Origin of the sequence: Streptomyces pratensis, from assembly GCF_016804005.1 — a bacterium.
GTDB classification, from domain to species: Bacteria; Actinomycetota; Actinomycetes; order Streptomycetales; family Streptomycetaceae; genus Streptomyces; species Streptomyces pratensis_A.
This window is the reverse complement of the sequence record NZ_CP051486.1, coordinates 1,985,250-2,011,961: the sequence shown is the minus strand read 5'-3', so window position 1 is coordinate 2,011,961 and position 26,712 is coordinate 1,985,250. Positions and strand designations below refer to the sequence as shown.

Below are 26,712 nucleotides of genomic sequence, written 5' to 3'. Positions count from 1 at the left end.
CGCGGAGGTGAACAGTGCCCACTCAGCGTCATCCGCCGCAGTGCCGATCGCACGCGGACATGGGCCGGGCCCGGAACCTGATCAGGTTCCGGGCCCGGCCCATGTCCGCCCTCGGTCTAGTCGAGGTAGTCGCGCAGAACCTGCGAACGCGACGGGTGGCGCAGCTTCGACATCGTCTTGGACTCGATCTGACGGATGCGCTCGCGCGTCACCCCGTAGACCTTTCCGATCTCGTCCAGCGTCTTCGGCTGGCCGTCGGTGAGACCGAATCGCATCGAGACCACGCCCGCCTCACGCTCGGAGAGGGTGTCGAGCACGGAGTGCAGCTGCTCCTGCAGCAGCGTGAAGCTGACCGCGTCCGCGGGCACGACGGCCTCGGAGTCCTCGATCAGGTCCCCGAACTCGCTGTCCCCGTCCTCACCCAGCGGAGTGTGCAGAGAAATCGGCTCGCGGCCGTACTTCTGGACCTCGATGACCTTCTCAGGGGTCATGTCGAGCTCCTTGGCCAGCTCCTCCGGAGTGGGTTCACGGCCCAGGTCCTGGAGCATCTGGCGCTGCACGCGCGCGAGCTTGTTGATGACCTCGACCATGTGCACCGGGATACGGATGGTGCGGGCCTGGTCGGCCATGGCGCGGGTGATCGCCTGGCGGATCCACCACGTGGCATACGTGGAGAACTTGTAACCCTTGGTGTAGTCGAACTTCTCGACCGCGCGGATCAGACCGAGGTTGCCCTCCTGGATGAGGTCCAGGAAGAGCATGCCACGACCGGTGTAACGCTTGGCCAGCGAGACCACGAGACGGAGGTTGGCCTCCAGCAGGTGGTTCTTGGCCCGGCGGCCGTCCTCGGCGATGATCTCCAGCTCGCGCCTGAGCTTCGGAGCGAGCTTGTCGGAGTTCGCCAGCTTGTCCTCGGCGAAGAGCCCCGCCTCGATGCGCTTGGCGAGCTCGACCTCCTGCTCGGCGTTGAGGAGGGGAACCTTGCCGATCTGCTTCAGGTAGTCCTTGACCGGGTCGGCCGTGGCGCCGGCGACGGCGACCTGCTGCGCAGGCGCGTCGTCCTCGTCGTCGTCGGAGAGGACGAAGCCCTTGTTCTCGCCCTCGCCCTCCTCTTCCTCACCCTTGCCGGCCTTTACTTCCTCGACCGCCTCGTCGCCGTCGAGCAGCTCGTCATCCTGCTTGCCGGACTTCTTCGCGGCGGTCTTCTTGACCGCCGTCTTCTTCGCGGCGGTCTTCTTGGCAACCGTCTTCTTGGCTGCCGCCTTCTTCGCAGGAGCGGCAGCGGCAGCGTCGTCGGCCGCCACGTCCGCGCTCTGGGCCGCCGGGGCGGCAGATGCCGCGACGGTCCGTGTCACGGCGGTCTTGGCCGTGACGGTCTTGGTGGCGGTGCGCTTGACCGGGCTCTTCGCTGCGACGCTCTTGCGGGCGCGCTTAGGCGACTCCGCGGCACTGACCATCAGCGTCACACCCTCTTCCTCGAGGATCTGGTTGAGGCTGCGCAGAACATTCTTCCACTGGGTTGGCGGAATCTGGTCAGCCTCGAAGGCCCGACGCACGTCATCGCCGGCGATCTGCCCATCAGCCTTTCCCCGCTCGATGAGCGCCATCACAGACTCGGACTCGGCGATCTCCGGCGGGAGCGTACGGGATGTGCTGGCCGACACGAACAACCTCTCGGAACGATGGAAACGGCTTCCGGCCCGGCCCTGGAGAGGGCTGGAACCGACGACCGTCGGCTGGGGATGTCGCCGACGGCGCGGGCTTGGCCTCAGAACTGCACAGCGCACTGTGTGGCTGCTGTATTCCTTCCGCGGCGGTCACCTCTTAAGTCATCGCACTGTTTCGAGGAGTGTTACGCCCAATTCGCGTGGCCCCAGTCACACCTCATTCGCGACAAACGGAACCAGAGGTCACATAACCGCATATACATGCCGCCGAACCGCGCGGGCCCGGCGGCACCCGGTCCATGTACCCCCGTTCTGGATGCTCAGTGCTCGCGGGGCGCGGGAACCACCCGTTCTCCGTCGCCGTGGCCGGCCAGCAGCTGGCGCATGGCAGCCTCGGCACCGGCGGAATCACCCGAGGCGACAGCTTCCACGATCCGCGCATGGTGACCGAGGGACGCCTCCGCGGGCCGCTCACAGCCCGTGACGGGACCGCCGGAGACATGCAGGGCCGCAGACACGATCCCGGAAAGGTGCTCCAGCATGCGGTTGCCCGCCGCCTGGATCAGGAGGGCGTGGAACTCCGCGTCGGCCCGGGAGAACGTGATGGCGTCCCCCTGCCCCATCGCGTGCCCCATGATCTCGATCATGTCGCCGAGGCGCTGCTGAATGTCCTCACGACCGTGTCCGGCGGCCAGCCGGGCGGCCAGCGGCTCGATGGTCCACCGGAGGTCGTCCAGCTCCCGGCGCTGGTCGTCACGCTGCGGGCCGAAGGCGCGCCATTCGATGATGTCGGGGTCCAGCAGATTCCAGTCACTCACCGGCCGGACCCGCGTCCCCACATTGGGCCGGGCGCTGACCAGGCCCTTGGCCTCGAGAACGCGCAAGGACTCCCTCACAACGGTGCGGGAGACCTCGAATCGCTGACCGATCTCCTCCGGCACGAGCGGCCGGTCGGCTCCGAGGTCACCGGAAACGATCATCTGGCCGAGCTGCTGGACCAGTTGGCCGTGAAGCCCACGGCCGCGACTGGCCGTGCCACGTCGGCTCGCCCGCCCCAGATCGGAATCGGCACCGCCCCAGGAACGGAGGGCGGCGGCGCGCTCGCCGGCCGGCGCCTCCGTATAGGGGTAACGGTCGAGTTCGCCCGGACCGGCGAGACCGGAGTCGGCGGAGCGGGCGGCGGTCATCATGGTGTGCGCAAGGGTACTCACGCATCCTTTGTCGGCGCGGCTCACCCGCCCCTTGAGGTCTTTGCTGAAAAGCACACGAAAGGGTGATCGGCACCCACCCTTCAATTGACGCCTTATCAGTAGAAATCACACCTTCTCTTGGGATTTGTCCGTACGAGGCCTGGGCGCTGGGGCGATGTGATCACCAACGAGCTCTCGCGCGAAGGCTGGTGAACACATACGCGCAGATCAAGGCAGACAACGACAATGAAAGCGCCAGCCCCACGGGTTGGGCCACGACCCGCACGACGACCATCGCCCATCGGTCCGTCTCGTACGGCCACTGCAGCCAGCCGAGTTCACGCAGCCTGCCGGGCAGGCCCGCGATCGAACGGGCGGACGGTCCCGCGAGGAGCTTCTGCACCAGCGGTACGACGAGGACCGGGACCGCCAGTACCGCTGCCACTCCCGCGCCTGCCAGTCGGAACACACCCGCGCCGAGCAGCCCGGCCCAGGCGCATCCGACCGACAGCCCGGCCCAACTGGCAGCCAGCTGCGGCGCATTCGCCGGTACAGTCACCAAGTCTCCGCCGTAAACGAGGCGCAGGGCTTCGGCGTCCGCCAGCACGGCGAGAAGCGCGAGCAGCAGCGCGACGCCCGCCGAGACCAGCAGTTTGGCCAGCAGGAGCCCGAGACGGCGCGGCACGGTCCCTCGCCCCGCCGCGAGCGCCGGGTACCGGAACTCGTCACCGAAGGAGAGGGCGCCCAGCAGGCCGGCGGCGAACGCCGCGGGCGGCAGAGGCAGCAGATCCGGCCAGGCGACCAGCAGATCCGGTAGAGGCGTCTTCCCGGAGCGGGCCAGCAGTACGGAGAGGCCCACCGAGACGACCGGAACGGCCACCATGATCAAAGCGGTCGTCCTGACGCCGAAGAGACGGCGCAGTTCGTACCGGACGGGCCGGAGCGGACCGTGGGCCGGCCGCACGGGAATCGGCGGGGGCAGCTCCGAGATCGCCACGGCCGGGTCCGGACCGGACCGGGTGGCCGCGGCCGCCGGACCGCCGCCCGCTCTCCGGGCCGGAGCGGCCGCGGGGCCCGCGTCCCCGGTCTCGTCCGCGAGTTGATGGACGGGGACACCGTGCCGGTACGCCGTGTCCCCGACCTCGGCGCACGTACTGCCGTACACCGACAGCCGGCTGCCGCCCTCGGCGACCACTTCGACCGAACGCCGAGCGGCGCGGGCCTCCCGGCTCACCACGGCGGCCAGCCGGGCCGCGTGCGGGGTCCGCACGGCAACCCTTGGACGCAGACGGGTACGTGAGAAGTCGGCGACGTCCTGGTCCGCGACGAGGCGCCCCTCGTCGATGGTGACTACACGGTCAGCCGCGCGGGCGGCCTCCTTGGGATCACCGGTCGTGTGCAGGACCGTGCCGCCCTCGGCCGCGTGCGCGCGGAGCAGGCCGTGGAGCCAGCTCCTCTCACGCGGAGAGAGACCTGCGGTGGGCTCGTCGAGAACGAGCGTATGGGGGTCGCCGAGCAGTGCCGAAGCGAGGCCGAGCCGGCGGTCCATACCCGCCGAGAGGGTCCCGATGCGCTGGTCCCCCAATCCCGCGAGACCGACGACCTCGAGCAGTTCGTCGGCTCGGGACGCGGGAACTCCCGCTGCGGCACAGAGCATGCGGAGCTGGCCGCGCGCGGTGCGCGCCGGATGCCCCGGTACGTCGCCGAGCAACACCCCGACCTCTCGGGCGGGGTGGCCGATGCGGTGCAGCGGGCGGCCCTTGAAGTAGGTGACGCCCCTCCCCGTTTCGAGTTCGAGCATCAGGCGAAGGGCTGTGGTCTTGCCTGAGCCGGGGGCTCCGAGCAGCGCGGTGACACTGCCGGACGGGGCTTCGAAGGTCAGATCGTCCACGACGGGCGGACAGTCGCGACGGGGGGTGCTGGTGAGTCCGATGGCCTGGAGCATCGCTTCTCTCGCGGAGGGTGTGACCGCTCGGCGGCAGGGTGGAGTACCTCTGCAAGATAACGCGACATTTCAGACTTTTGGTGCACCAGTACTTCTGTGGGCGTTCCGCGGCACAAGTGGCGAGAACCCGCGGCACCGCGCCCGGTCAGACTTCCGGCCTCAGCATCGGAGGGTTGAGCACGGTCGCCGTGCCGGCCCGGAACAGTTGCGCGGGGCGGCCTCCCTGCCGCGTGGTCGTGCCTCCGGACGGCACCAGGAAGCCTGGCGTACCCGTGACCTTGCGATGGAAGTTGCGGGGGTCGAGGACCACTCCCCACACCGCCTCGTACACCCTGCGCAGCTCTCCCACGGTGAACTCGGGCGGACAGAACGCCGTGGCGAGCGAGGAGTACTCGATCTTCGAGCGTGCCCGTTCCACCCCGTCGTCGAGGATCCTCGCGTGATCGAAGGCCAGCGGCGCGGACCGCTCGTCGTCGCGACCACCACCCGAGCCGAGCAGGTCCTCCACCGACGCCCAGCGGGCACTGTTCGCGTCGCCGCCGGCCCGCGGGGCCGGGAGGTCAGGGGCCAGCGCGAGGTGCGCGACACTGACGACCCTCATCCGGGGGTCACGCCCGGGGTCACCGTAGGTGGCCAACTGTTCGAGGTGGGCGCCGTTTCCGACGGCGGGGGCGGCCGGATCGTGTGCGCAGAGCCCTGTCTCCTCGACGAGCTCACGCGCTGCGGCCGCGCCGAGGTCCTCATCGGTCCTGACGAATCCGCCCGGTAGCGCCCACCGCCCCTTGAACGGCGATTCACCACGGCGCACCACCAACGCGCAGAGCGCGTGACGTCGCACCGTGAGGACAACCAGGTCGACGGTGACAGCGAAGGGCGGGAAGGTCGACGGGTCGTAGGGCGGCATGCCGAAATCATAGTCGTCTTCCTGACGATAAACACTCCCTTCACCACACCCGGCTCCGTGCCGGACCCACTTGCCTCTGCCGGGCCGAGGCCGGGCAGGCAGGGCCCGGGGCCTCCCGTTCGGATCATGCCGGGCTCGCGTGCCCTGGCACCCCACCTCGCGGCGTCACCGGCCTTCGGCAACCTCCCCGATCTCTCGGCTTCCGACGAGCAGACAAGACCCCGACGCTGCGACTCCCTCCACCGCCCTGCGGTGCTCCCCCGCAGCCTGAACGGCGTGGGAGGTGCGCCACCACCGGACCCCGCTCCCTGATCCGGCCTGATCCGAACGAGAGACCCTGGTCCCCGCTGGAGAGCCACGCCGTCACTCGCGGCTCCTGGCTCCACGGGCACCCAGCCGCCGTGGGTCACGGCCTCGGCCCCGGTCCACGGCCGAGCGCGGCCGGGAGGCAGCGCCGGGCGCAGGACCGTCCGCCGCCCTCCGTTTCCGCCTCGCGGCAGGGGCGCGCGCGGGGCGCGGGGCGCTCCGCCGCCCCGTGGGCCGGCCGCTGTGATCCTGCGATGCGCTGTCGCTTCCGCGGCCGTCGCGCAGGTCGCGCTCCCCCCGGAGGCAACGACGCAGCGTTTCCGGGTCGAGGCCCTGGTTGCACGCCTGGTGCAGGAGTTGAGCGAACGTGTAGTGGGGGTCGGCGCGCAGGGCGAGCCCCAGCGCCACCCTGGCGCCCGCCTCGTCGCCGGTGGACCACGAGACCCAGCCGGCCAGCGCGAGAGGCGCCGCTGCGTGTTCCACGTAGGGGCCGACACAGCGGCGTGCGAGCACACTCCACAGCCGCAGCGCCGCTTCGGCCTCGCCGCCCTCCATCCACTCGGCGGCCCGGTCTCTCGTCTCGCGGTCCTGAAGGCCGAGAATCACTGCCGCAGCCTCGTCAGGTGCGATCAGTCCGTCATCACCGCCGTCCGTCCCTGCGGAGCCGGCAGCCGGAGCCTTCCGGAGGCGTTCCATGAGGTCACGCGCGAGCGCCAGGGTTTCTCCGGCCACCTCACCGCGGCCCTCGGCGTCGAGGATCCGGGAGAGCAGCACTGCTCCCGCTGAATCCAGGGCCTGCTCCTGCTCCTCCGCCGCCGAGGACGCCCCCGGCATGAGGCGGGCCTCCATGTCCCGAAGCGATCCACGCACCTGGACTCCTGCGTACGCGGCTGCGGCCGCCATCACCGTGGTGCCCGGCAGCGCCAGCGGATTACCCTCGGGCGGGCAGCAGCGGTCGTCGGGGCAGCAGTAGGACCAGTACCGTCCGTCGGAGATGCAGAGCGCCTCGAGCACGGGAACGTCCAGCGCCCCACAGGCCGTACGCAGGCTCTGCGCGAGCGGCCTCAGCCGCTGCATGGTCTGTGAAGCGCTCTCGCCCTCGGCCGGATCCTGGCAGAGGAAGACGACGATCGCGTCAGGGCGGGATTCGCGCCGCTCGCTTCCTGCGATCAGGCATTGCGCAAGCTGATCGGCGACCGGCGCCCATTCTTCCGGCTCGTGCGGAATCCCCAGCCTCAGCCTGCCGCCGAAGCGGCCCCGGCCACCGTGCAGGGCGACCATGACCACGCTGTCGTTCGGATGGAAGCCCATCAGGTACGGAAGCGCGTCCGCGAGTTCGGCGGGGCCCCGCAGGGTGATCTGCTGGGCGTCGGACGGCCCGGAGGTTTCGTCGTGCTTGTTCATGGCACGACCGTCCCGCGAGCCTCCGATTTCCGCGACCCCTGTGGATAACTTTGTCCACAGGGGTCGCCCGCCGTTCGCGGTTTGTCGTAGGCATCGGGTTGCATGGGGGCATGACCAACGCAGACCGCGCAGAGCTAAGGGCCTCGGCCGATTCCGTACTCGCCCGTCTGGTCGGGGACACCACCGGCGCCGCCCGGCTGCGCGAGGACCAGTGGCGAGCCATCGAGGCCCTCGTCGCAGACAAGCGCAGGGCCCTGGTCGTGCAGCGGACAGGCTGGGGCAAGTCCGCGGTGTACTTCGTGGCGACGTCGCTCCTGCGTGCGAACGGGAGCGGGCCCACGGTGATCGTCTCGCCCCTGCTCGCGCTCATGCGCAACCAGGTGGCGGCGGCGGCCAGGGCCGGGATCAGCGCCCGCACGATCAACTCGTCCAACACCGAGGAGTGGGACACCGTCCAGGCGGAGGTGGCGGCGGGCGAGGTCGATGTGCTGCTGGTCAGTCCCGAGCGGCTCAACAACCCCGACTTCCGGGACCAGGTGCTGCCGCGCCTTGCCGCCGCGACGGGCCTGCTCGTGGTCGACGAGGCGCACTGCATCTCCGACTGGGGCCATGATTTCCGGCCGGACTACCGAAGGCTGCGGACCATGCTCGCCGATCTGCCTGCGGGCGTCCCCGTGCTCGCCACGACGGCCACCGCCAATGCTCGCGTCACCGCGGACGTCGCCGAGCAGCTCGGCACGGGGGCGGGCACGGACGCGCTGGTGCTGCGGGGGCCTCTGGACCGGGAGAGTCTCAGCCTCGGGGTGCTGCAACTGCCCAATGCGGCGCACCGTCTTGCGTGGTTGGGCGACCATCTCGGGGAGCTGCCGGGCTCCGGCATCATCTATACGCTCACGGTCGCGGCTGCCGAGGAGATCACCGCCTACCTCCGCCAGTGCGGGCACCCGGTCGCGTCGTACACCGGCCGGACGGAGAATGCCGACCGGCAGCAGGCCGAGGACGATCTGCTGGCCAACCGGGTCAAGGCACTCGTGGCCACGTCCGCGCTCGGTATGGGGTTCGACAAGCCCGACCTCGGCTTCGTCGTGCACGTGGGATCGCCGTCATCGCCCATCGCCTACTACCAGCAGGTCGGACGGGCGGGACGCGGAGTCGAGCACGCCGAGGTCCTGCTGCTCCCGGGTAAGGAGGACGAAGCCATCTGGCAGTACTTCGCCTCGGTCGCCTTCCCCCCGGAGGAGCAGGTCCGCCGGACGCTGGACGTCCTCGCCCGCGCCGGCCGTCCCCTGTCGCTGCCCGCGATGGAACCCATGGTCGATCTGCGGCGCACCCGCCTGGAGACGATGCTCAAGGTGCTGGACGTCGACGGTGCGGTGAAGCGGGTCAAGGGCGGCTGGATCTCCACAGGTGAGCCGTGGGTGTACGACTCCGAGCGCTATGCCTGGGTCGCGCGGCAGCGGGCCGCGGAGCAGCAGGCCATGCGTGACTACGTCTCCGCCACCGGATGCCGCATGGAGTTCCTCCGGCGCCAGCTGGACGACGAGGAGGCAGACGCGTGCGGACGCTGTGACAACTGCGCGGGCTCACGGTTCGACGACAAGGTCTCCACGGCCGCCCTCGACGGGGCACGCGGGGAGCTCGGCAGGCCGGGGGTGGAGGTGGAGCCCCGCAAGATGTGGCCCACGGGACTCTCCGCTGTGGGGGTCGATCTCAAGGGCCGCATCCCCGCGGGTGAACTGGCCCTTCCAGGGCGGGCGCTCGGCAGGCTCTCGGACATCGGCTGGGGCAACAGGCTGCGTCCGCTGCTCGCGGCGCAGGCGCAGGACACCCTGGTCCCCGACGACGTGTCGAGCGCGGTGGTCACGGTGATCACCGACTGGGCGAAGGGCCCCGGCGGCTGGGCCTCCGGGGCACCGGACGCAGCACCCCGGCCGGTCGGTGTCGTCACGGTGGCCTCGCGCCGCAGGCCGCAACTGGTCCACTCGCTCGGCAGCCGTATCGCCGAGGTCGGCCGGATGCCCCTGCTGGGTACGGTCACCTACGCCCCCGGCAGCGAGGACGTGCGGATCTCACAGACCAACAGCGCTCAGCGGGTGCGGGCACTGCACGAGGCCCTCGTCGTGGAGCCCGCGCTGGCGGAGGCACTCGCCGCCGCGGCAGGGCCGGTCCTGCTCGTGGACGATCTCTCCGACACCGGATGGACCCTGGCCGTGGCGGCACGGCTCCTCCGACGTGCGGGAGCAGCGGGCGTGTTTCCGCTGGTCCTCGCAGTCCAAGCCTGACGGGTGGCTTCGTTCGCCGCCCAATGGGCAGGGATATAGGAGTCATTCCGTCAGATACCCGTCACCCATGCCAATTGCTCGTTGCCGCCTGCCGATACGACAGGAAGAATTGGAGTCGCTCCCCGCACGGTCTTTTCGCGGGCCCGGAAGGGCTGTGCCGCGGCGCGCCCTCACTCGACCCTGCCCGCATCGTGGGCGCGTAGCGAAGGGAGGACCGTGACCTTCGGATTCGCTCCGTCCGCAGCCACATCACTGTCGGCGTCCGCGGGCTCCGTCAACCACGTTGCCAGGATGCTCGAACCGGCCGAGTGGGCCGCGGCCGGCATACCCCTGTTGCGCAGTCCGCGCGAGGTCGTCAGCGGCCTCCACGCTCGGCACCGGCCGACTCCGGCCACTGCGGTCGTCGCCGTACTCGACCATGAGGAACGGCTCACGGCCAGCGCCTCGTTCACCCGTCGCTCCACCGTGGGCGCGGACGGCTGGGAGTTCCGCAATGCCCTGCTGGCACATCTGCGCCGGGTGATCCCGCACGATCTGCGCCGCCGCACTCCTGTGCGTACCGCCGTACTGCTCTACTGCCGCGAGGGAGACGAGCGTTGGACGGAGGAGGACGGGGCGTGGATGTGGGGCCTGAGGGACGCGTGCACACTGCACGGCCTTCGATGCGGGGCGTACATCACTCTGACGCGCGGAGGCTGGCAGGTCCTCGGCGAAGGCAGAGGCGGCCGCAGGCCGACGCTGCTGTCCAGGCCTTCGGCGCTGGCGGACACGTCCGCCGACCATGACCCCGTTCCGCTGCGCACCGGGGGCGGAGCTGCCGAGGCACTGCGACGAAGCGTGGCCCGGTGAGACGGGACGTGGGTCCCGGACGTCCGAATGGACGTCCGGGACCCACGGGCGTGCTACGGCTCAGACCCCCGCGCCGAGCGCGGAATTGATCTTCTGCGGGTCTCCGCACACGATCAACAGCGCACCGGCGCGCTCCCGCACGTCGGACAGTGCTCGGGCAGCCCTGTCGTCGACGTCGCCGTTGACCGCGACGACGACCACGGAACGGGGGGCCCAACGGCCGACGCTCGCCGTGCCGGCGAAGAAGACGTCGTCACCCGCGTCGTGCTGGGCCCAGTACGCGGCTTCTCCGAAGGAGAGCTCGTGAGCGGCCCAGGGGTGCAGTTCGGCGGTGGTGAGCACCAGGATGTCGCCGGGTGACCGTCCGGAATCGAGCAGCAGGTCGACCGCCTCGTCGGCAGCGTCGACCGCACCGTCGGCCGACGCCGGAATCAGCTGGAACTGCGCGGCGGAAGGTTCTTCCGGCAGCTTCAGCCCGGCGGGAGCCGGAGCGGCGGGAGAGCTGGGTGCAGGGCGCGGACGCTGCGCCGGGGGCGCGGGGCGCGCGGGACCGCGGCCCGGATTTCCGGGACGCGGGGTGGCCGCGGAACGCGGGCCAGGTACGGGGCGGGGGGTCGGCGCGGTGCGGCCGGCGGCCGGTGTGACGCGGGGACCCTGGGCGCTCTCGGGAATCTGAGGCTCCTCGGGGGATGAGATGAGAGGCATGGATGCTTGTCTGACACAGCCGACGCGGCACGCGTCGGCGGGTGGATGCGCCTGTGCGATCAGAAGTCGAAGCCGAGCTGGCCCCCGCTTTCCAGTGCCGCCGCCTCGGCGGAGAATCGGACCTTCTTCAGGTGCTGCCACTTGGGCAGCGCGTCGAGGTAGGCCCAGCTGAGGCGGTGGTGAGGCGTAGGCCCCCGCTCCTCCAGCGCTGCCCGGTGTACCGGTGAGGGATAACCGGCGTTGGCGCCGAAGGCGAAGTCTGCGTACTGCCCCGTGTCCGCCCCCAGTTCGGCCATCATCGTGTCCCGGTGGACCTTGGCGATCACCGAGGCCGCAGCGACGGCGATGCAGGACTGGTCACCCTTGATCACGGTGCGGACGTTCCAGGGCGCTCCGAGGTAATCGTGCTTGCCGTCGAGGATCACGGCGTCCGGCCGCACGGGCAGCAACTCGAGCGCCCTGACGGCCGCGAGACGAAGCGCCGCGGTCATGCCGAGTTCATCGATCTCCAGGGGTGACGCATGCCCCAGCCCGTAGGCAGTGACCCATTTCTCGAGCACCGGGGCGAGTTCCGCCCTGCGCTTGGGAGTGATCAGCTTGGAGTCGGTGAGGCCCTCGGGAGGCCTTCGGAGACCGGTGACGGCAGCGCACACGGTGACGGGGCCGGCCCACGCTCCGCGTCCGACTTCGTCGACGCCGGCGACGGTCCTGGCACCGGATGTGGCGCGCAGTGAGCGCTCGACGGTGTGCGTGGGTGGTTCGTACGGCATGGCGCCTGCCAGGTTACGCCGATGGGCACGGCAAGAACACCCCGGGGCACCGCCGAGCGGTTCGGCGCGTGCCGGCCACGCCCGAAGCCCTGTGGGCCTGTGCGCGGCAAGGGCCGGCTGGGTCCAGAAAAACAGAGCAGGGCCCCTCTGAACCGACCGGACATCCGAGAGAGCGAACCCCGCCCACCTCTTCGCATTCGCACATCGGACTACAAACCGGCATTGCCGCCCGGTCGATATCCAGACCCTCGCGACTCGTGCCGCCGATCCGCCTCTCTCCCCTTTCGGGCCAAGGCGGATCAGCACCATCGCGAGCACGCAAGCAGTGTGCGTCTTTCACCGGAACCACCCTCCGGGGAACCGGCGACCCAATCACATCGCATACGCGAACGTCGACCGACCCTACTGCGCGCCTTGATCCGGGACCGGCTTCGCCGTGGATCCCGGGAAGCCCGGACGGTTCCGGGAGCCGGGACGGATCCCCGGGAAGCCCGGACGGATTCCTGCGGACGGCATACGAAGAGTCCCGGGGCAGCCGTCGTGTGCCCGGCCTCGCCGACACGAGCGCGCTTCCCGAACGCACCAGCCTCAAGCGGGCGTTCGGGGGCTCGCTGTGCCCGTGGCGGGAGAGCGGCGACGACCCCGGGCCCACGGTCGGGTGACGGCCCCGGACGTGCGGTAAGCGACGGCCCCGGAACGCGGGGCGGGCCGACCGGACAGCGACCGGACGGCCCACTCAGGTCGCGCCCCACTCAGGTCGCGCCCCGCTCGATGCGCGCCGGGCCCGTCTCCCACGGCCCAGGGGTTCAGTACGGGTCGTAGGAGTCCTCCTCCCAGCGTTCTCGCTCCTCGGCATCCCGACCGAGGCCGTGGCACTCGGTTCCGTGGTTCTGCACGCCGTAGCTCTCGAGGATTTCCCGGGCCCTGACCTCGCCCCAGCTGGAGGCGTACCACGGAGCGTCCGAAAGGGCGAGGTCACGCCGGAAACGCTCCAGCGCGCAGGACCTCAGCGGTTCCGGCAGGCCGTTCAGGGCCGGCACGGCATCTGCGGAGAGCCCCTTCAGATAGTCGATGTCGATCGACTTGTCGCTGTGGTACCGCTGGACGTTCTGTTCGGCGATCAGTCCGTCGGGCGAGACCAGCCCGAAGACGAGCACCCCGGCTGCCGCGCTCACGGCGATCGCGCGCGGCAGCAGCCTGGCACCGAAGAGGCCGGCGGCGAGGATGAGGACCAGCACCACACCGAGCCAGAGCTCCACAGCGGCCACGGAGATCCGCAGCCGGGTCAGTCCGAAGGCGTCCACGTAGAGGTCCATACGCCGAAGCGCGGAGGCCACGACGACGAGCGTGAGTACGCACAGGGCGCCGAGAACGCTCCGGACCAGCGCCCGGTCGCCCGGCCCGCCGCGTGGAGCCCAGCGCAGGGCCAGCGCGACGACGACCAGGGTCAGCACGGTCGCCCAGAGAAGCTGCCAGAACCCCTGTCGGGCGTACTCGGCGGGCTTGAGGCCCGTCTCTTCCAGCACCTTGTCGTATCCGCCGAGAAGGACGACGAGCTGCAGCGCGACGAAGGCCGCGAAGAGCAGGTTGAGCACGATCAGCGGGAGTGCCCACTCCACCCTGTTCCTGGGCTTGCCCGGCCGGACGGTGATGCCGTCCCAGCGCACCGGCGCCGCAGCGCTGTGGGCGGCGGCGAGTGCTCCGAGGAGTCCGAGTGCGAAGAGGAAGGCCCGCCACGGGCTGTCACCGATCGACGCGTCGGGAGTGAGACTGCCCAGCAGCTCGGCGAAGGCCGCGTCCGCGGAGGCGAAAAGTGCGCCGAACACCACGAGCAGCACGGCGGCCACGGCCGTGGTGCGCAGCACGCTGCGCACCCGGCCCCGGGAGTCGTCCGCGCGGACGCGCACCCCGCGCCACCCCCAACGCGCACCGGCGGCGACAGAGGGGAACAGGCCCAGCGATCCGAGCAGCACGCCCGGCCAGCTTCGGCTGCCGTGCAGGGCGAGCGAGCTTAGGGCGAGGGCCGACACGACGGAGAGGAAGACCGGCCATCCCGCTTCCCGCAGCGCCGGAATCGTCAGGAGCGCCAGGCCGCCCACTGCCCAGACCGCCGTCCAGGGCCGCAGCACGCGCCCGGCGGAGCGTGCGGCGAAGAAGGCCCCCAGGGCGGCGGGCAGCGCCACGATCAGCAGGTTGGGACCCACACCGTCGCCGAGAAGCAGGGCGCTGAGCAGGGCGGTCGCGAAGACCGACCAGAGTGTGCCGGGGCCGATCGCGGGCGGGGCCGAAGGACGCAACTGGGACAGCACACCGGGCGGCGGCTGCTTGCCCCCGCGCAGCCAGACGTCCGGCCGTGGCTGCGCCTGGAGATAGGCGGGTACCTTCGGCACATCAGGGCCAGCGCCCTGCGGCGGTACCGTCCGGGTGGAGGCCCGCGCGGGCAGCCCCACCGCGGCCTTCGCCCGGCCGGGATCCTGGGATGCCGGTTCGGTCGCCGTGCCGGGCGAGGACTTCACCGCCCCGCTGGACCCCGGCCCCGTGCCGGGCGAGGACTTCACCGCCCCGCTGGACCCCGGCCCCGTGCCGGGCGAGGACTTCACCGCCCCGCTGGACCCCGGCCCCGTGCCGGGCGAGGACTTCACCGCCCCGCTGGACCCCGGCGACACGTCGGGCGGACCGGAAGCTTCGGACGGCTGATCGGGCAGTTGATCGGACATGGGACCCCTCCCCCACCGAGGTCCGCTCGCACGGCCACATCGCGGCACGACGGCCCCGGCGTCTCTAGGCGCACACCCACCAAGATCGATGAGGGCGGCGTGGCCGAAAGAGTAAGTCCCGGCCGGTCCGTCCGGGCGGTCGGAGCCTCTGCTGTGGCAGGACCGTGACAGTAAAAGGTGCCCCGGCCTGGACATGACCCGCCGGCCAGGCGGACGGTCAGTGCCGCGCCGGAGCGAGGGGGACCCAGTCGGGCAGCTCTTCCGTCTGCGCCAGCCAGCCGGCCGGAGGCGCGCCGACCCGCTCCGCGGCGATGATCCCGCCGACGATGGCGCAGGTGGTGTCCACGTCCCCGCCCGCCTGGGCGGTCGCCCAGAACGCCTGCTCGAAGTCACCGAGGTTCCGTGCAGCCGACCAGAGGGCGAACGGCACAGTGTCGTGCGCACTCGTACGGCGGCCGTTGCCGAGCACCGCCGCCACCGTCCCCGCGTCCCCGTAGTCCAGCATGTCGCGCGCCCTGCGCAGCCCGGCACCGACCGCGCTGCGGGGGACGAGGGCGACGACACCGTCGAGCAGGCCCTCCGGTGTCGGCGGCCCTCCCGGTGCGGCGACGAGGGCGGCGGCCGCCGCGACGGCCATGGCCCCCACGACGGCTTCGCGGTGCTGATGGGTTGTGTAGGAGGAGATCTCGGCCTGGTGGGTGGCCTGCTCCGGGTCGTGCGCGTACCAGGCGCCCAGCGGCGCGATACGCATCGCCGAACCGTTCCCCCAGGAGCCCTGGCCCTGGAAGAGGGCGGAGGCCAGCTCCCGCCAGTCCCCGCCTTCCCTCACCAGCCTGAGCAGCCGGTTCACCGCGGGCCCGTAGCCCCGGTCGAAGTCGTGGTGCCGAGCGAAGGAGTGGGCGAGCGCGTCCTGGTCGATGCGCTCGTGGGCGGCCAGCACGGCGAGTACGGAGCAGGCCATCTCGGTGTCGTCGGTCCACTGCCAGTCGCCGGGCGGCAGCTCGCGGTTCTTGAGCAGGGGGTAATTGGCCGGGACGAAGAACTGGGAACCGAGGGCGTCTCCCACGGACAGTCCACGCAGGCTGGCCAGAGCGCGTTCGAAGCGGTCGGAAACAGAGTCAGCGGTCATCGCTCTGCCACTCTATCCGGTGCGGCCGTACGGCTCAGGGGTGCGCCACCGCTCGAAGGGGCGGTCGAGCGTATAACGGCCGTCCTCACCGAGCAGCAGCGTTCTGGATTCGCCGTTCCCGGGGTTGGACAGCGACTCGAACTCCGCCACCGACCAGTGGAACCAGCGCATGCAGAACAGCCTCATGGTCAGCCCGTGGGTGACCAGCAGGACGTTCGGAGGATGGTCGGGGGCCTCGAAGCTGCGGTGGAGGCTTTCCAGGAATGCGTCGACCCTGTCGTACACATCGGCCCCGGACTCGCCCTGCGCGAAGCGGTAGAAGAAGTGCCCGTACGCGTCCCGGTAGGCCTTCTGCAGTCTGACGTCGTCACGGTCCTGCCAGTTGCCCCAGTCCTGCTCACGCAGCCGGGGCTCCTCCCTGACACGTACACGTTCCGGTGCGAGACCGAAGGCCCTGAAAGTCTCGTGAGTGCGCCGGTAGGGCGAGATGTAGACACTGACACTCTCGTCGCCGAACGTCTCCCGCAGCCGGGAGCCCGTAGCCTCCGCCTGGCGCAAGCCCTTCGCCGTGAGCCTGAGCGCATGGTCGGGTTCACGTTCGTAGACCGTGTCGTCGGCATTCCCCTCGGACTCACCGTGCCGGACGAGAACGATGCGTTGCGGTCGCGCCATGTACCCGACCCTAGATGCCGTGCGGCGCGATCGAACAATCCGTGCGGTCTCCGGGCGGCTCATGTGACCGAGGAAACGTCCGGACGGCGTCGTCAGACCGTCCACGACGGCTCGAGCTGCACCACGTCCCCCGTCAGCGATTCGACATCCCTGTCGGTCTCCGCCCGCGCCGCGAGCCGGGCGACGCCCTCGGGCCGGTACTTGCCGCGTTCGGCGCTCGACTGCCACATCGACAGCACCAGGAACTCGTGCCCCGGTGCTTCCCCGAAGACTCCTCGCAGCATGCCGGGGGAACCCGACATGGCCGGGTTCCACACCTGACGCTGCATGAGCGCGAAGTGGTCCACGCGATCCTCGTGAACCCGGCTGTGCGCGACCCTGAGCACGTCGGCGTCGGTGAAATCCGGCTCAAAACCGGTCTTCACGTCGAAGCGGTGGTCGAAGAGCTTCACCCGCATGTCCTTGTACATGCCCGACTGTGCGGCGGCCAGCCGGTCGTGCCCGCGGGCCATGAAGGAGTCGTAGAAGACCCGGCTCTCCCAGAACGCGAACACATGGGCGACCTCGGGCTGCCCTCGGCTCCACCCGCCGCTCTGCCCCCGGAATCCCTGCTCACCGAGCAGCCCCGCCCACTTCCGCTGCCCGCGCTCGAAGCCGCGGCGGTCCACGACGGTGCAGCGAATCCACTTGACCAGCACCGAGCTATCGTACGGGTCCCGGCGTGTCGCGGGTCACGCTCCGGACGGACCTGCGGCGTCGGCGTCCGGGAGACCGTACCGCCCCGGCCGTGCGAGTGGCCCGAATACGACGTCCGGATCCAACGCGGTTGGATCCACGAACAGTTACGGACATGATCTGAGGATGCAAGAGGTCCGTCGGTCCAGCAGCGAGGAGGCACGTCCGATGAGCACTCCCAACAAGGACATCGAGAAGGTCGAAGTGAGGGTCAAGTGGGACCCCAGCGCCACCGGTGAGCCCGCCAACGACCTGGACATCATCGCGGCCACGTACGAGAGGGACGCGCCCTACGGCAGTCCCGCCTACCTCGTGCACTTCGACAGCAGGTCGCCCGACGGGACGATCACGCTGAACCGGGACAGCCGGACGGGGCAGGGTTACGGCTTCGACGAGGTCATGACGCTCGAACTGGACCGGTTGTCGGACGCGTACGCCAGGGTCGTGGTCGGCGTGGCCATCCAGCAGCGGGACGGTCGCAAGACCTTCGGCCAGATAGAGCACACGGCCGTGCAGATCCGCGAGGGCTACACGAATCTGGCGGAGGACGACTTCTCAGCCGTCGGCGCCGCCACCGCCGCGGTCGTCGCCGAGTTCATCCGGGACTCCTCCGGGTCCTGGGGATTCCACGGAGCCGTCCGCGGGTTCGAAGGCGATCCCGATTCGTTCGCCTCGGTGATGGGCAGCCGCTCGAGCTGACGAGTGACAGGGACGGGGCGTTGACCCGTGATTCTCCGCGAGGACACATGAGAAAAATCGTTCTGATGATGTCGGTGTCTCTCGACGGCTTCTTCGAGGGGCCGGACCGAGAGATCGACTGGCACCTCGTCGATGAGGAACTGCACCGTCATTTCAATGAGCAGGCGCGCGCGATGAGTGCCTTCCTGGACGGACGGGTCTCCTACGAATTGATGGCCGAATTCTGGCCGACTGCGGACAGTGATCCGTCGAGCACCCCTGAGACGGCCGAATTCGCCGAGATCTGGCGGAGCATGCCCAAGTACGTCTTCTCCAGGACTCTGGACCGGGCGGACTGGAACACCACCGTGATGCGCGACGTGGTCGCCGAGGACATCCGCGCGCTCCAGGCAGAGCCCGGCGGGGACATGGCGGTCGGCGGTGCCGATCTCGCCGCCTCGTTCATGCGCCTGGACCTGATCGACGAGTTCCGCCTGTACGTTCACCCGGTCGTCCTCGGGCGGGGAAGGCCGCTGTTCTCCTCCTCCGCGGAAACCCCGATGGCGCTCCGGCTCTCCGGCACCCACACCTTCGGCAACGGCGTCGTGCTGCTCCATTACCGCCGCCCGCACCACGGCGGCTCCTGAGATCCGAACGGCGTCTCCCGACGGCGCGGCGCCGTGCGCCGAGGGGACCGGCCGCCGGCCGGTCCCCTCGTGAGCTGCCGGTCAGCCGCTCCCGTGTGCGTCGACGGTCGGCCCGATGCGGCCCCGGCGTTCCTGCCGGTGGAGATCACCCGGCGTGGCCCGTGCCGCGCTCACACGCTCGTCCGAGGCGGCCAGGGGTACCCGAGCCGCCTGGCGAACTCCACCGATCCCCCGCAGACTTCGGCTGTCCGACGTGGATCGGCCGCGACGATCTGCTCAGCGAGTCTCCCGGCCTGCGCCGCGGGCTCGTCGCTGGAGGCATCGAGCACCATCCGGAACTGCACCCATGGGCGGTCTTCCCTGATGGCCGCCCTGCCCGGGTGGAAGAGGAAGAGATTGACCCGGTCGGGTTCCCCGAGCCAGGCGGACACGCCCCCGAGTTCGCATTCCTACCGCGCGAGCCAGTCGGTGCGGTCTGCGAGATCCCGCTCCAGCAGTCGGGCAACGGTACGCGCCGGCCACTCCCAGCTGTGGTCCGCGACGGCCCGCTCGACCTCCGCCTCGTACTCCCGGGCGTCGAAACGGAAATCAGGCAGAGTGACCGCGTCCTCGTCGGGATCACGCCACCCGCTCCAGACCACGTGGTCGCCGTCACGCCGGATCGTCACATAGAGAGCACCGCAGCACCCCTCGGTGCACTCTGCCTCGGCCAGCCGAACCTCATGCGGCTCAACAGCAGCAACGAGAGGGCCGTCCGGCAGCAGGAGACGCCCAGGATCCTCGGCCGGCCCTTCTGTGAACACGTCGGCCAGGATGTCCTCGCCGTCGACCAGCGGCCGGACCTCCACGCCGGAGCCGGTTCGGAGGGAATCCGGAACGACGACATGGAGTGTGAGGCGGTGCTTCGTGTCGGTCACCGAACGATTGTCGTACCTGTAAGCCCTCGACCCGGCGCCGCATTGCATCAAACACGACAGCCAGGTGGCACATGCGCCGAGGGCGGTGGAGCCGAGAAACCGGCTCCACCGCCCTGAACAGGCAATCTACGCTTCAGTAGCGCCCTGAGTCAGCTGCAACCGCTGGTCGAGCCGCAGCCCTCGCAGATGTAGCAGGACCCTGCGCGCTGCATCTTCGTACCGCACGAGAAGCACAGCGGCGCGTCCGCGCTGATGCCGAGCTGCATCTCCACCAGCTCGGCAGAGGTGTGCGCCGTCCTGGGCGCCGGCTTCTCGGCAGGGCTCTCCACGGGCGCGGCGACCGCCTTCAGCGGCTGCGTCTGTACGGGAGCGGACTGGGCCAGGCTCTCTGCGTCGAGCTCGTCGTCCCCGAAGGCGGGCTCGTACGAACCTGTGTCCAGGTGACGCTGACGCTCCTCGGCAGAGTGGATGCCGAGCGCGGAACGCGTCTCGAAGGGCAGGAAGTCGAGCGCCAGGCGGCGGAAGATGTAGTCGACGATCGACTGCGCCATCCGCACGTCCGGGTCGTCCGTCATACCGGCCGGCTCGAAGCGCATGTTGGTGAACTTGGAGACGTAGGTCTCCAGCGGCACGCCGTACTGCAGACCGACCGAGACCGCGATGGAGAAGGCGTCCATCATGCCCGCGAGGGTGGAGCCCTGCTTCGACATCTTCAGGAAGACCTCACCGAGACCGTCGTCCGGGTAGGAGTTGGCGGTCATGTAGCCCTCGGCGCCACCCACCGTGAAGCTGGTGGTGATGCCGGGACGGCCCTTGGGCAGGCGCTTGCGGACCGGGCGGTACTCGACGACCTTCTCGACCGCGGCACGGATGGTGTCCTCGGCCTTGGCCGTGACCTCGACCTTCTCCTTCTCCTTGGTCTTCGCGGAGAGGGGCTGGCCGACCTTGCAGTTGTCGCGGTAGATCGCGAGCGCCTTGACGCCCATCTTCCACGCCTCGAAGTAGACCTCCTCGACGTCCTCGACGGTGGCCGTCTCCGGCAGGTTCACCGTCTTGGACAGGGCGCCGGAGATCCACGGCTGGATCGCAGCCATCATCCGGACGTGGCCCATGGCCGAGATGGAACGCTCGCCCATGGCGCAGTCGAAGACCTCGTAGTGCTCGGTCTTGAGGCCGGGGGCGTCGATCACGTTGCCGTGGTCGGCGATGTGGGCGACGATCGCCTCGATCTGCTCCGGCTGGTAGCCGAGACGGCGCAGGGCCTGCGGGACCGTGCCGTTGACGATCTGCATGGAGCCGCCGCCGACGAGCTTCTTGAACTTGACCAGGGCGAGGTCGGGCTCGAGGCCGGTGGTGTCGCAGGACATCGCGAGACCGATGGTGCCGGTCGGGGCGATGACGGATGCCTGGGCGTTGCGGAAACCGTTCTTCGCGCCGAGGCGGATCACGTCCTGCCAGGCCTCCGTGGCGGCGGCCCAGACCGGCGAGTCCAGGTCGTCGACGTGGACGGCCACAGCATTGGCGTCCGAGTGCTGCTTCATGACGCGCTGGTGCGGCTCCGCGTTACGGGCGTAGCCGTCGTACGGGCCGACGACCGCGGCGAGCTCTGCGGAGCGACGGTAGGACGTACCGGTCATCAGCGAGGTGATGGCGCCGGCGAGTGCCCGGCCGCCGTCGCTGTCGTACGCGTGCCCTGTGGCCATCAGCAGGGCGCCGAGGTTGGCGTAGCCGATGCCCAGCTGGCGGTACGCGCGGGTGTTGTCGCCGATCTTCTGGGTCGGGAAGTCCGCGAAGCAGATCGAGATGTCCATCGCGGTGATGACCAGCTCGACGACCTTGGCGAAGCGCTCGACCTGGAAGGACTGGTGTCCCTCGCCGTCGTCCTTGAGGAACTTCATCAGGTTCAGCGAGGCGAGGTTGCACGAGGTGTTGTCCAGGTGCATGTACTCGCTGCAGGGGTTCGAGCCGTTGATGCGGCCGGACTCCGGGCACGTGTGCCACTTGTTGATGGTGTCGTCGTACTGGATGCCCGGGTCGGCACAGGCCCACGCGGCCTCCGCCATCTTGCGGAAGAGGGACTTGGCCTCGACCTCTTCGATGACGTCACCGGTCATCCGGGCACGCAGACCGAACTTGCCGCCGGACTCGACGGCCTTCATGAACTCGTCGTTCACGCGGACCGAGTTGTTGGCGTTCTGGTACTGGACGGACGTGATGTCGTCGCCGCCCAGGTCCATGTCGAAGCCCGCGTCGCGCAGGGCGCGGATCTTCTCCTCCTCCTTCACCTTGGTCTCGATGAAGTTCTCGATGTCGGGGTGATCGACGTCGAGGATGACCATCTTGGCCGCGCGGCGTGTGGCGCCGCCCGACTTGATCGTTCCTGCGGAGGCGTCGGCACCGCGCATGAAGGAGACCGGTCCTGAGGCGTTGCCGCCGGAGGAGAGGAGCTCCTTGGAGGAGCGGATGCGGGAGAGGTTCAGGCCGGCGCCGGAGCCGCCCTTGAAGATCATGCCCTCTTCCTTGTACCAGTCGAGGATCGACTCCATGGAGTCGTCGACGGCAAGGATGAAGCAGGCCGAGACCTGCTGCGGCTGGGGCGTTCCGACGTTGAACCAGACCGGCGAGTTGAAGCTGAAGATCTGGTGCAGGAGGGCGTACGCCAGCTCGTGCTCGAAGATCTCGGCGTCGGCGGGGGTGGCGAAGTAGTTGTAGTCCTCGCCGGCCTTCCGGTACGTCTTCACGATCCGGTCGATCAGCTGTCGCAGACCCGTCTCGCGCTGCGGCGTACCGACAGCACCCCGGAAGTACTTGCTGGTGACGATGTTGACCGCGTTCACCGACCAGAAGTCGGGGAACTCGACGCCACGCTGCTCGAAGTTGATCGAGCCGTCGCGCCAGTTGGTCATGACGACGTCACGACGCTCCCACGCGACCTCGTCGTACGGGTGCACGCCGGGGTTCGTGTGGATGCGCTCGATGCGCAGGCCCTGCTTGGTCGCAGTCGACTTGGCTCCCTTGGTGCGGGAACCCCGTGCCGGGCCGCTCGCCGTCTCTGTCATGCCGCCTCCCATATGTGGGCAAAAACGCCCTGAAGTGCCCAGTTCTTCCCAGGGCACAGTGTGTGTCTGATGCTCCGGACGCCACGCACAGCGCTCGGAACAGGTCTGGTGCCGCCTGCCGCCGGCTCGGCCGCCCCTGCCGGCAGACTCGGCGGTCAGTCAGCGGCGACCGCGGCGGGGGCAGGGACCTCAAGGGTCTCGCCACCCCCGCTTTGCTCCGCGCGGGGCCGCTGTTCGCGGAGTTCCGCGATGGCCGTCTCGAAGTCTTCGAGCGAGTTGAACGCCCGGTACACCGATGCGAAACGCAGGTACGCGACGAGGTCGAGCTCCTGCAGCGGGCCGAGTATGGCCAGCCCCACGTCGTGTGTCGTCAGTTCGGCACTCCCCGTGGCCCGCACGGCCTCCTCGACCCGCTGACCGAGCTTCGCCAGGGCATCCTCGGTGACGGGGCGGCCCTGGCAGGCCTTGCGGACCCCCGAGATCACCTTGGTGCGGCTGAAGGGCTCGGTCACGCCGCTCCGCTTGACCACCATCAGCGAACAGGTCTCCACCGTCGTGAAGCGACGGGAGCAGTCGGGGCACTGACGGCGCCGTCGGATCGACGTCCCGTCGTCCGTGGTGCGACTGTCCACGACCCGGCTGTCGGGGTGCCTGCAGAAGGGGCAGTGCATATCTCCGAACCCTCCTTCACAGCACGACTGAATAGCCCTCCGTGCCCTGTTCAGGGCCCCTGAGGACAGCCACAAGCATAGGCGATGAACTCTGCCCCGATGGACCGGGGACCACTAGCTATGGGCAGTGACAGCAATGCAACCACTACATCTAGGGTTTTGCCCTACCCCGACCCTCCGCGCGTGTCGCGCACTCCCACGAGCCGGGAGGCAGCCTGGGCCCGGCACGAGGGTACGGGAAAAGCGCACCGGCCGAGGCCGCGGGGCGCCCGGCGGGCAGGCACCGACAGGTCCCGGGAAGGACCCGCCACGGCACACGGGGGCACGCACCCCCGAGCACGGGGGCGAAGGGATGGAACGCTAGCGTGGCCCCGGGAGCCACCGCCGGATCCCGCCGGGAACCAGCACCGGAGCACGGCTCGCCGCATCAGCTCATACACCTCTCGGTAAGCCCGTGACAGCCCTTTATTTGTTTTTCACTCGAACGTGTGTTTGGCGCAACCTTTCGAAAGCTACTACCGTTGCCTAACCAGGGAGACCATTCGAGAGGGGCCGACGTGACCACCACCGCAGACAGCGCCACCATCACCGCCCAGGACCACCGCTCCCAGGGCCGACTTGAGCCGGTGCATGCCATGAATGACTCAGTCATGAACGCGGAGGGGCCAGAGCCCACGCGCCCCGCGCGCTCCTTGCCCGGCCGACCTCCCGGGATCCGGGCGGACAGCTCGGGGCTCACGGACCGGCAGCGGCGTGTGATCGAGGTGATCCGGGATTCGGTGCAGAGGCGAGGGTATCCCCCGTCCATGCGCGAGATCGGCCAGGCAGTGGGCTTGTCCAGCACCTCGTCGGTCGCCCACCAGCTGATGGCCCTGGAGCGTAAGGGCTTCCTCCGTCGCGACCCTCACCGGCCGCGCGCGTACGAGGTCCGGGGCTCGGACCAGCCCAGCACACAGTCGACCGACACCACGGGGAAGCCCGCGGCCTCCTACGTGCCGCTGGTCGGACGGATCGCGGCCGGCGGGCCGATCCTCGCCGAGGAATCCGTCGAGGACGTCTTTCCCCTGCCCCGCCAGCTCGTCGGCGACGGCGAGCTGTTCGTGCTGAAGGTCGTGGGCGACTCGATGATCGAGGCAGCGATCATGGATGGCGACTGGGTAACCGTCCGACGCCAGCCCGTCGCGGAGAACGGCGACATCGTGGCGGCCATGCTGGACGGTGAAGCCACGGTGAAGCGGTTCAAGCGCGAGGACGGCCATGTATGGCTGCTCCCGCACAACTCCGCCTACCAGCCGATCCCCGGTGACGAGGCGACGATTCTGGGCAAGGTCGTGGCGGTGCTGCGGCGGGTCTGACACCTGCCGGTTCGGACTGGGCCCCGGGATCTCTGCGCCGATCCCGGGGCCCTGACGCGTCCGTCACCCTGCCTTGGGGCTGGGCGCCTGAGGCGGGCCTCCCGGGACCCCGCCCCGGCGGCCCGCCCTCCGATCAGCTCGCGGCCTTGGCCGCCCCGTCGATGGCCGCGAGCGAGCGCCGCGCCTGATTCCGGTCCGTGGTGTACCAGAAATCAGGCAGCGAGGCGCGGAGGTAGCTTCCGTACCGGGCGTTGGCCAGCCGGGGGTCGAGCACGGCGACCACACCCTTGTCGCCCATGGCCCGGACGAGCCGCCCGGCGCCCTGCGCCATCAGCAGCGCCGCATGCGTCGCCGCCACCGCCATGAACCCGTTGCCGCCGGCCTCCTCGACCGCCTTCTGGCGGGCGCTCATCAGGGGGTCGTCCGGCCGGGGAAAGGGAATCCGGTCCATGACCACGAGCTGACAGCTCGGGCCGGGGACGTCGACGCCCTGCCAGAGAGACAGCGTCCCGAAGAGACAGGTCTCGGGGTCCGCCGCGAAGTTCTTGATGAGCTCTCCGAGCGTCTCCTCACCTTGCAGCAGGATCGGCTTGTCCTGGCGGCCGCGTAGTTCCTCCGCTGCCGCCTGAGCCGCCCGCATCGACGAGAACAGGCCCAGGGTACGGCCGCCCGCGGCCTCGACCAGCTCCGCGAGCTCGTCGAGCATGTCGGTGCGGGATCCCTCCCGCCCAGGCGTGGCCAGGTGGCGGGCGACGTACAGGATGCCCTGCCTCGGATAGTCGAAGGGCGACCCGACGTCGAGGCCCTTCCACTGCGGGATGTCGTCGCCCGCCGTCCCTTCGGGAGCCAGCCCCAGCGACGCTCCCACTCCGTTGAAATCGCCGCCCAGCTTGAGCGTGGCCGACGTCAGCACCACCGAGCGGTCGGCGAACAGCTTCTCGCGCAGCAGCCCTGACACGGAGAGTGGGGCGACCCTGACCGACGCCCCGAAGCGGTCATGGCGTTCGTACCAGACGACGTCGTACTCGGAGCCCTGTGTGATGCGCTCCGCGACACTGTGGATGGACTCCACCGACGCCATGGCCTGCTTGCGCACCGCGTCCTCGTCCTGGACGGACTTGTCGCGGGTGCCGCCGAGGGCGGTGATCACCGTACGCGCGGCGTCGCGAAGCGCCGTCAGCGCGTAGCCGAGGTCCTCCGGCACCTCTTCGAGGCGGCCGGGGAGCGCGAGCTCCATGACCCGCTCGAATCCCTCCGACGCAGTCATCAGGGCGTCGGCCGCCTTCTCGTTGACCAGCTTCGCCGCGCGGCGCACCGCGCGGTTCACCTGGCCGGGGTTGAGCTCGCCGGTGGCCACTCCGGTGACCCGGGAGACCAGCTCATGGGCCTCGTCGACGATGAGCACCTCATGCTTGGGCAGCACAGGGGCGCCCTCGATCGCGTCGATCGCGAGCAGGGCGTGGTTGGTCACGACGACGTCGGCGAGCTTGGCCCGCTCACGGGCCGCCTCCGCGAAGCACTCGGCACCGTACGCGCATTTCGTTGCGCCGAGGCACTCACGCGAGGAGACGGAGATCTGGGACCATGCCCGGTCCGACACACCCGGCGTCATGTCGTCCCGGTCGCCGGTCTCCGTCTCGTCCGACCAGTCGCGCAGACGCAGCAGGTCCTGGCCCAGCTTGCTCGAAGGCGCCGCCGCTTCGAACTGGTCGAAGAGCCCCTCCTCCTCGTCCTGCGGCGCCCCTTCGTGGAGCCGGTGCAGACAGAGGTAGTTCGAACGGCCCTTGAGCATGGCGAACTGCGGCCGGCGGCGCAGCAGCGGGTGCAGCGCGTCGACCGTACGCGGCAGGTCCCGCTCCACCAGCTGGCGCTGGAGGGCAAGTGTCGCCGTCGCCACCACGACCCGTTCACCGTGGGCCAGCGCCGGCACCAGGTAGCCGAGGGACTTGCCCGTGCCTGTACCGGCCTGGACGAGCAGATGGGCGTTGTCGTCGACCGCCTCGGCGACGGCCTCGGCCATGGAGACCTGGCCGGGCCGTTCCGTACCGCCGACAGCGGTGACGGCGGCGTGGAGGAGCTCGGGAAGAGATGGCTTCGTCATAGCGCGTCC

The 26,712-nt window shown here is 69.8% G+C and carries 22 protein-coding genes; 6 read left to right on the top strand and 16 right to left on the bottom strand.

The genetic code is table 11. From position 1 onward, the window contains the following. Positions 1-116: 116 nt before the first annotated feature. From HED23_RS08925 to HED23_RS08905, 5 genes are all read right to left on the bottom strand, one after another. Positions 117-1,664 carry an RNA polymerase sigma factor gene (locus tag HED23_RS08925; protein WP_203182869.1) on the bottom strand — a complete coding sequence of 516 codons (1,548 nt, stop codon included), beginning with the start codon at positions 1,662-1,664 and terminating at the stop codon, positions 117-119. A gap of 323 nt (positions 1,665-1,987) precedes the next feature. Continuing rightward, the gene (locus tag HED23_RS08920) at positions 1,988-2,857 is read right to left on the bottom strand and encodes a FadR/GntR family transcriptional regulator (protein ID WP_274383049.1); all 870 of its coding nucleotides are present in this window, start codon (positions 2,855-2,857) and stop codon (positions 1,988-1,990) included. A gap of 181 nt (positions 2,858-3,038) precedes the next feature. Then, positions 3,039-4,802: an ATP-binding cassette domain-containing protein gene (locus tag HED23_RS08915; RefSeq protein WP_203182867.1), complete on the bottom strand. Its 1,764-nt coding sequence runs from the start codon at positions 4,800-4,802 to the stop codon at positions 3,039-3,041. A 145-nt stretch (positions 4,803-4,947) separates the two neighbouring features. Continuing rightward, the gene (locus HED23_RS08910) at positions 4,948-5,706 is read right to left on the bottom strand and encodes an NUDIX hydrolase (protein WP_203182866.1); all 759 of its coding nucleotides are present in this window, start codon (positions 5,704-5,706) and stop codon (positions 4,948-4,950) included. Positions 5,707-6,069: 363 nt separating this feature from the next. Then, the gene (locus tag HED23_RS08905; protein ID WP_203182865.1) at positions 6,070-7,416 is read right to left on the bottom strand and encodes a DUF4192 domain-containing protein; all 1,347 of its coding nucleotides are present in this window, start codon (positions 7,414-7,416) and stop codon (positions 6,070-6,072) included. 110 nt (positions 7,417-7,526) lie between these two features. Between HED23_RS08905 and HED23_RS08900 the strand changes: the two genes are divergently transcribed. Beyond that, complete coding sequence (locus HED23_RS08900) at positions 7,527-9,698, top strand: RecQ family ATP-dependent DNA helicase (RefSeq protein WP_203182864.1); 2,172 nt, start codon at positions 7,527-7,529, stop codon at positions 9,696-9,698. A gap of 216 nt (positions 9,699-9,914) precedes the next feature. After that, positions 9,915-10,547: a hypothetical protein gene (locus HED23_RS08895; protein ID WP_203182863.1), complete on the top strand. Its 633-nt coding sequence runs from the start codon at positions 9,915-9,917 to the stop codon at positions 10,545-10,547. Between the two features lie 60 nt (positions 10,548-10,607). On the opposite strand, the gene HED23_RS08890 is transcribed toward HED23_RS08895, so the two are convergent. The 3 genes from HED23_RS08890 to HED23_RS08880 form a co-directional block, all read right to left on the bottom strand. After that, positions 10,608-11,252 carry a hypothetical protein gene (locus HED23_RS08890; RefSeq protein ID WP_203182862.1) on the bottom strand — a complete coding sequence of 215 codons (645 nt, stop codon included), beginning with the start codon at positions 11,250-11,252 and terminating at the stop codon, positions 10,608-10,610. A gap of 59 nt (positions 11,253-11,311) precedes the next feature. Beyond that, positions 11,312-12,022 (bottom strand): ribonuclease HII, encoded by a 711-nt coding sequence (locus HED23_RS08885; protein ID WP_203182861.1) that lies wholly within the window; start codon positions 12,020-12,022, stop codon positions 11,312-11,314. Positions 12,023-12,828: 806 nt separating this feature from the next. Then, the gene (locus tag HED23_RS08880) at positions 12,829-14,412 is read right to left on the bottom strand and encodes a DUF4153 domain-containing protein (protein ID WP_238441881.1); all 1,584 of its coding nucleotides are present in this window, start codon (positions 14,410-14,412) and stop codon (positions 12,829-12,831) included. 34 nt (positions 14,413-14,446) lie between these two features. On the opposite strand from HED23_RS08880, the gene HED23_RS34970 reads away from it, so the two are divergent. Further along, positions 14,447-14,719 (top strand): hypothetical protein, encoded by a 273-nt coding sequence (locus HED23_RS34970; RefSeq protein ID WP_238441880.1) that lies wholly within the window; start codon positions 14,447-14,449, stop codon positions 14,717-14,719. A gap of 237 nt (positions 14,720-14,956) precedes the next feature. On the opposite strand, the gene HED23_RS08875 is transcribed toward HED23_RS34970, so the two are convergent. The 3 genes from HED23_RS08875 to HED23_RS08865 all read right to left on the bottom strand — a co-directional run bounded on the left by HED23_RS08875 (position 14,957) and on the right by HED23_RS08865 (position 17,238). Next, positions 14,957-15,868 (bottom strand): ADP-ribosylglycohydrolase family protein, encoded by a 912-nt coding sequence (locus tag HED23_RS08875; protein WP_203182860.1) that lies wholly within the window; start codon positions 15,866-15,868, stop codon positions 14,957-14,959. A gap of 12 nt (positions 15,869-15,880) precedes the next feature. Next, entirely contained in the window at positions 15,881-16,540 is a 660-nt protein-coding gene (locus HED23_RS08870; protein ID WP_203182859.1) for a histidine phosphatase family protein, read from the bottom strand. A gap of 92 nt (positions 16,541-16,632) precedes the next feature. Further along, positions 16,633-17,238: a YdbC family protein gene (locus HED23_RS08865; protein ID WP_203182858.1), complete on the bottom strand. Its 606-nt coding sequence runs from the start codon at positions 17,236-17,238 to the stop codon at positions 16,633-16,635. Between the two features lie 205 nt (positions 17,239-17,443). Between HED23_RS08865 and HED23_RS08860 the strand changes: the two genes are divergently transcribed. Further along, positions 17,444-17,974: a TerD family protein gene (locus HED23_RS08860; RefSeq protein ID WP_203182857.1), complete on the top strand. Its 531-nt coding sequence runs from the start codon at positions 17,444-17,446 to the stop codon at positions 17,972-17,974. Positions 17,975-18,021: 47 nt separating this feature from the next. Beyond that, positions 18,022-18,600, top strand: a complete 579-nt coding sequence (locus HED23_RS08855; RefSeq protein WP_203182856.1) for a dihydrofolate reductase family protein — start codon at positions 18,022-18,024, stop codon at positions 18,598-18,600. A gap of 170 nt (positions 18,601-18,770) precedes the next feature. Here HED23_RS08855 and HED23_RS08850 read toward each other — a convergent pair whose 3' ends face one another. From HED23_RS08850 to nrdR, 4 genes are all read right to left on the bottom strand, one after another. Continuing rightward, a complete protein-coding gene (locus tag HED23_RS08850) occupies positions 18,771-19,031 on the bottom strand; it encodes a hypothetical protein (protein ID WP_203182855.1) in 261 nt (86 codons plus the stop codon). 18 nt (positions 19,032-19,049) lie between these two features. Continuing rightward, the gene (locus HED23_RS08845) at positions 19,050-19,517 is read right to left on the bottom strand and encodes a hypothetical protein (RefSeq protein WP_203182854.1); all 468 of its coding nucleotides are present in this window, start codon (positions 19,515-19,517) and stop codon (positions 19,050-19,052) included. Positions 19,518-19,666: 149 nt separating this feature from the next. Then, positions 19,667-22,576: a vitamin B12-dependent ribonucleotide reductase gene (locus HED23_RS08840; protein ID WP_203182853.1), complete on the bottom strand. Its 2,910-nt coding sequence runs from the start codon at positions 22,574-22,576 to the stop codon at positions 19,667-19,669. Between the two features lie 155 nt (positions 22,577-22,731). Then, positions 22,732-23,247: a transcriptional regulator NrdR gene (gene nrdR, locus HED23_RS08835; protein ID WP_203182852.1), complete on the bottom strand. Its 516-nt coding sequence runs from the start codon at positions 23,245-23,247 to the stop codon at positions 22,732-22,734. A 557-nt stretch (positions 23,248-23,804) separates the two neighbouring features. Between nrdR and lexA the strand changes: the two genes are divergently transcribed. Next, positions 23,805-24,602, top strand: coding sequence for a transcriptional repressor LexA (gene lexA / locus HED23_RS08830; RefSeq protein ID WP_203182851.1), 798 nt, complete (start codon positions 23,805-23,807; stop codon positions 24,600-24,602). A 133-nt stretch (positions 24,603-24,735) separates the two neighbouring features. On the opposite strand, the gene HED23_RS08825 is transcribed toward lexA, so the two are convergent. Further along, positions 24,736-26,703 carry an ATP-dependent DNA helicase gene (locus HED23_RS08825; RefSeq protein WP_203182850.1) on the bottom strand — a complete coding sequence of 656 codons (1,968 nt, stop codon included), beginning with the start codon at positions 26,701-26,703 and terminating at the stop codon, positions 24,736-24,738. Positions 26,704-26,712 lie beyond the last annotated feature (9 nt).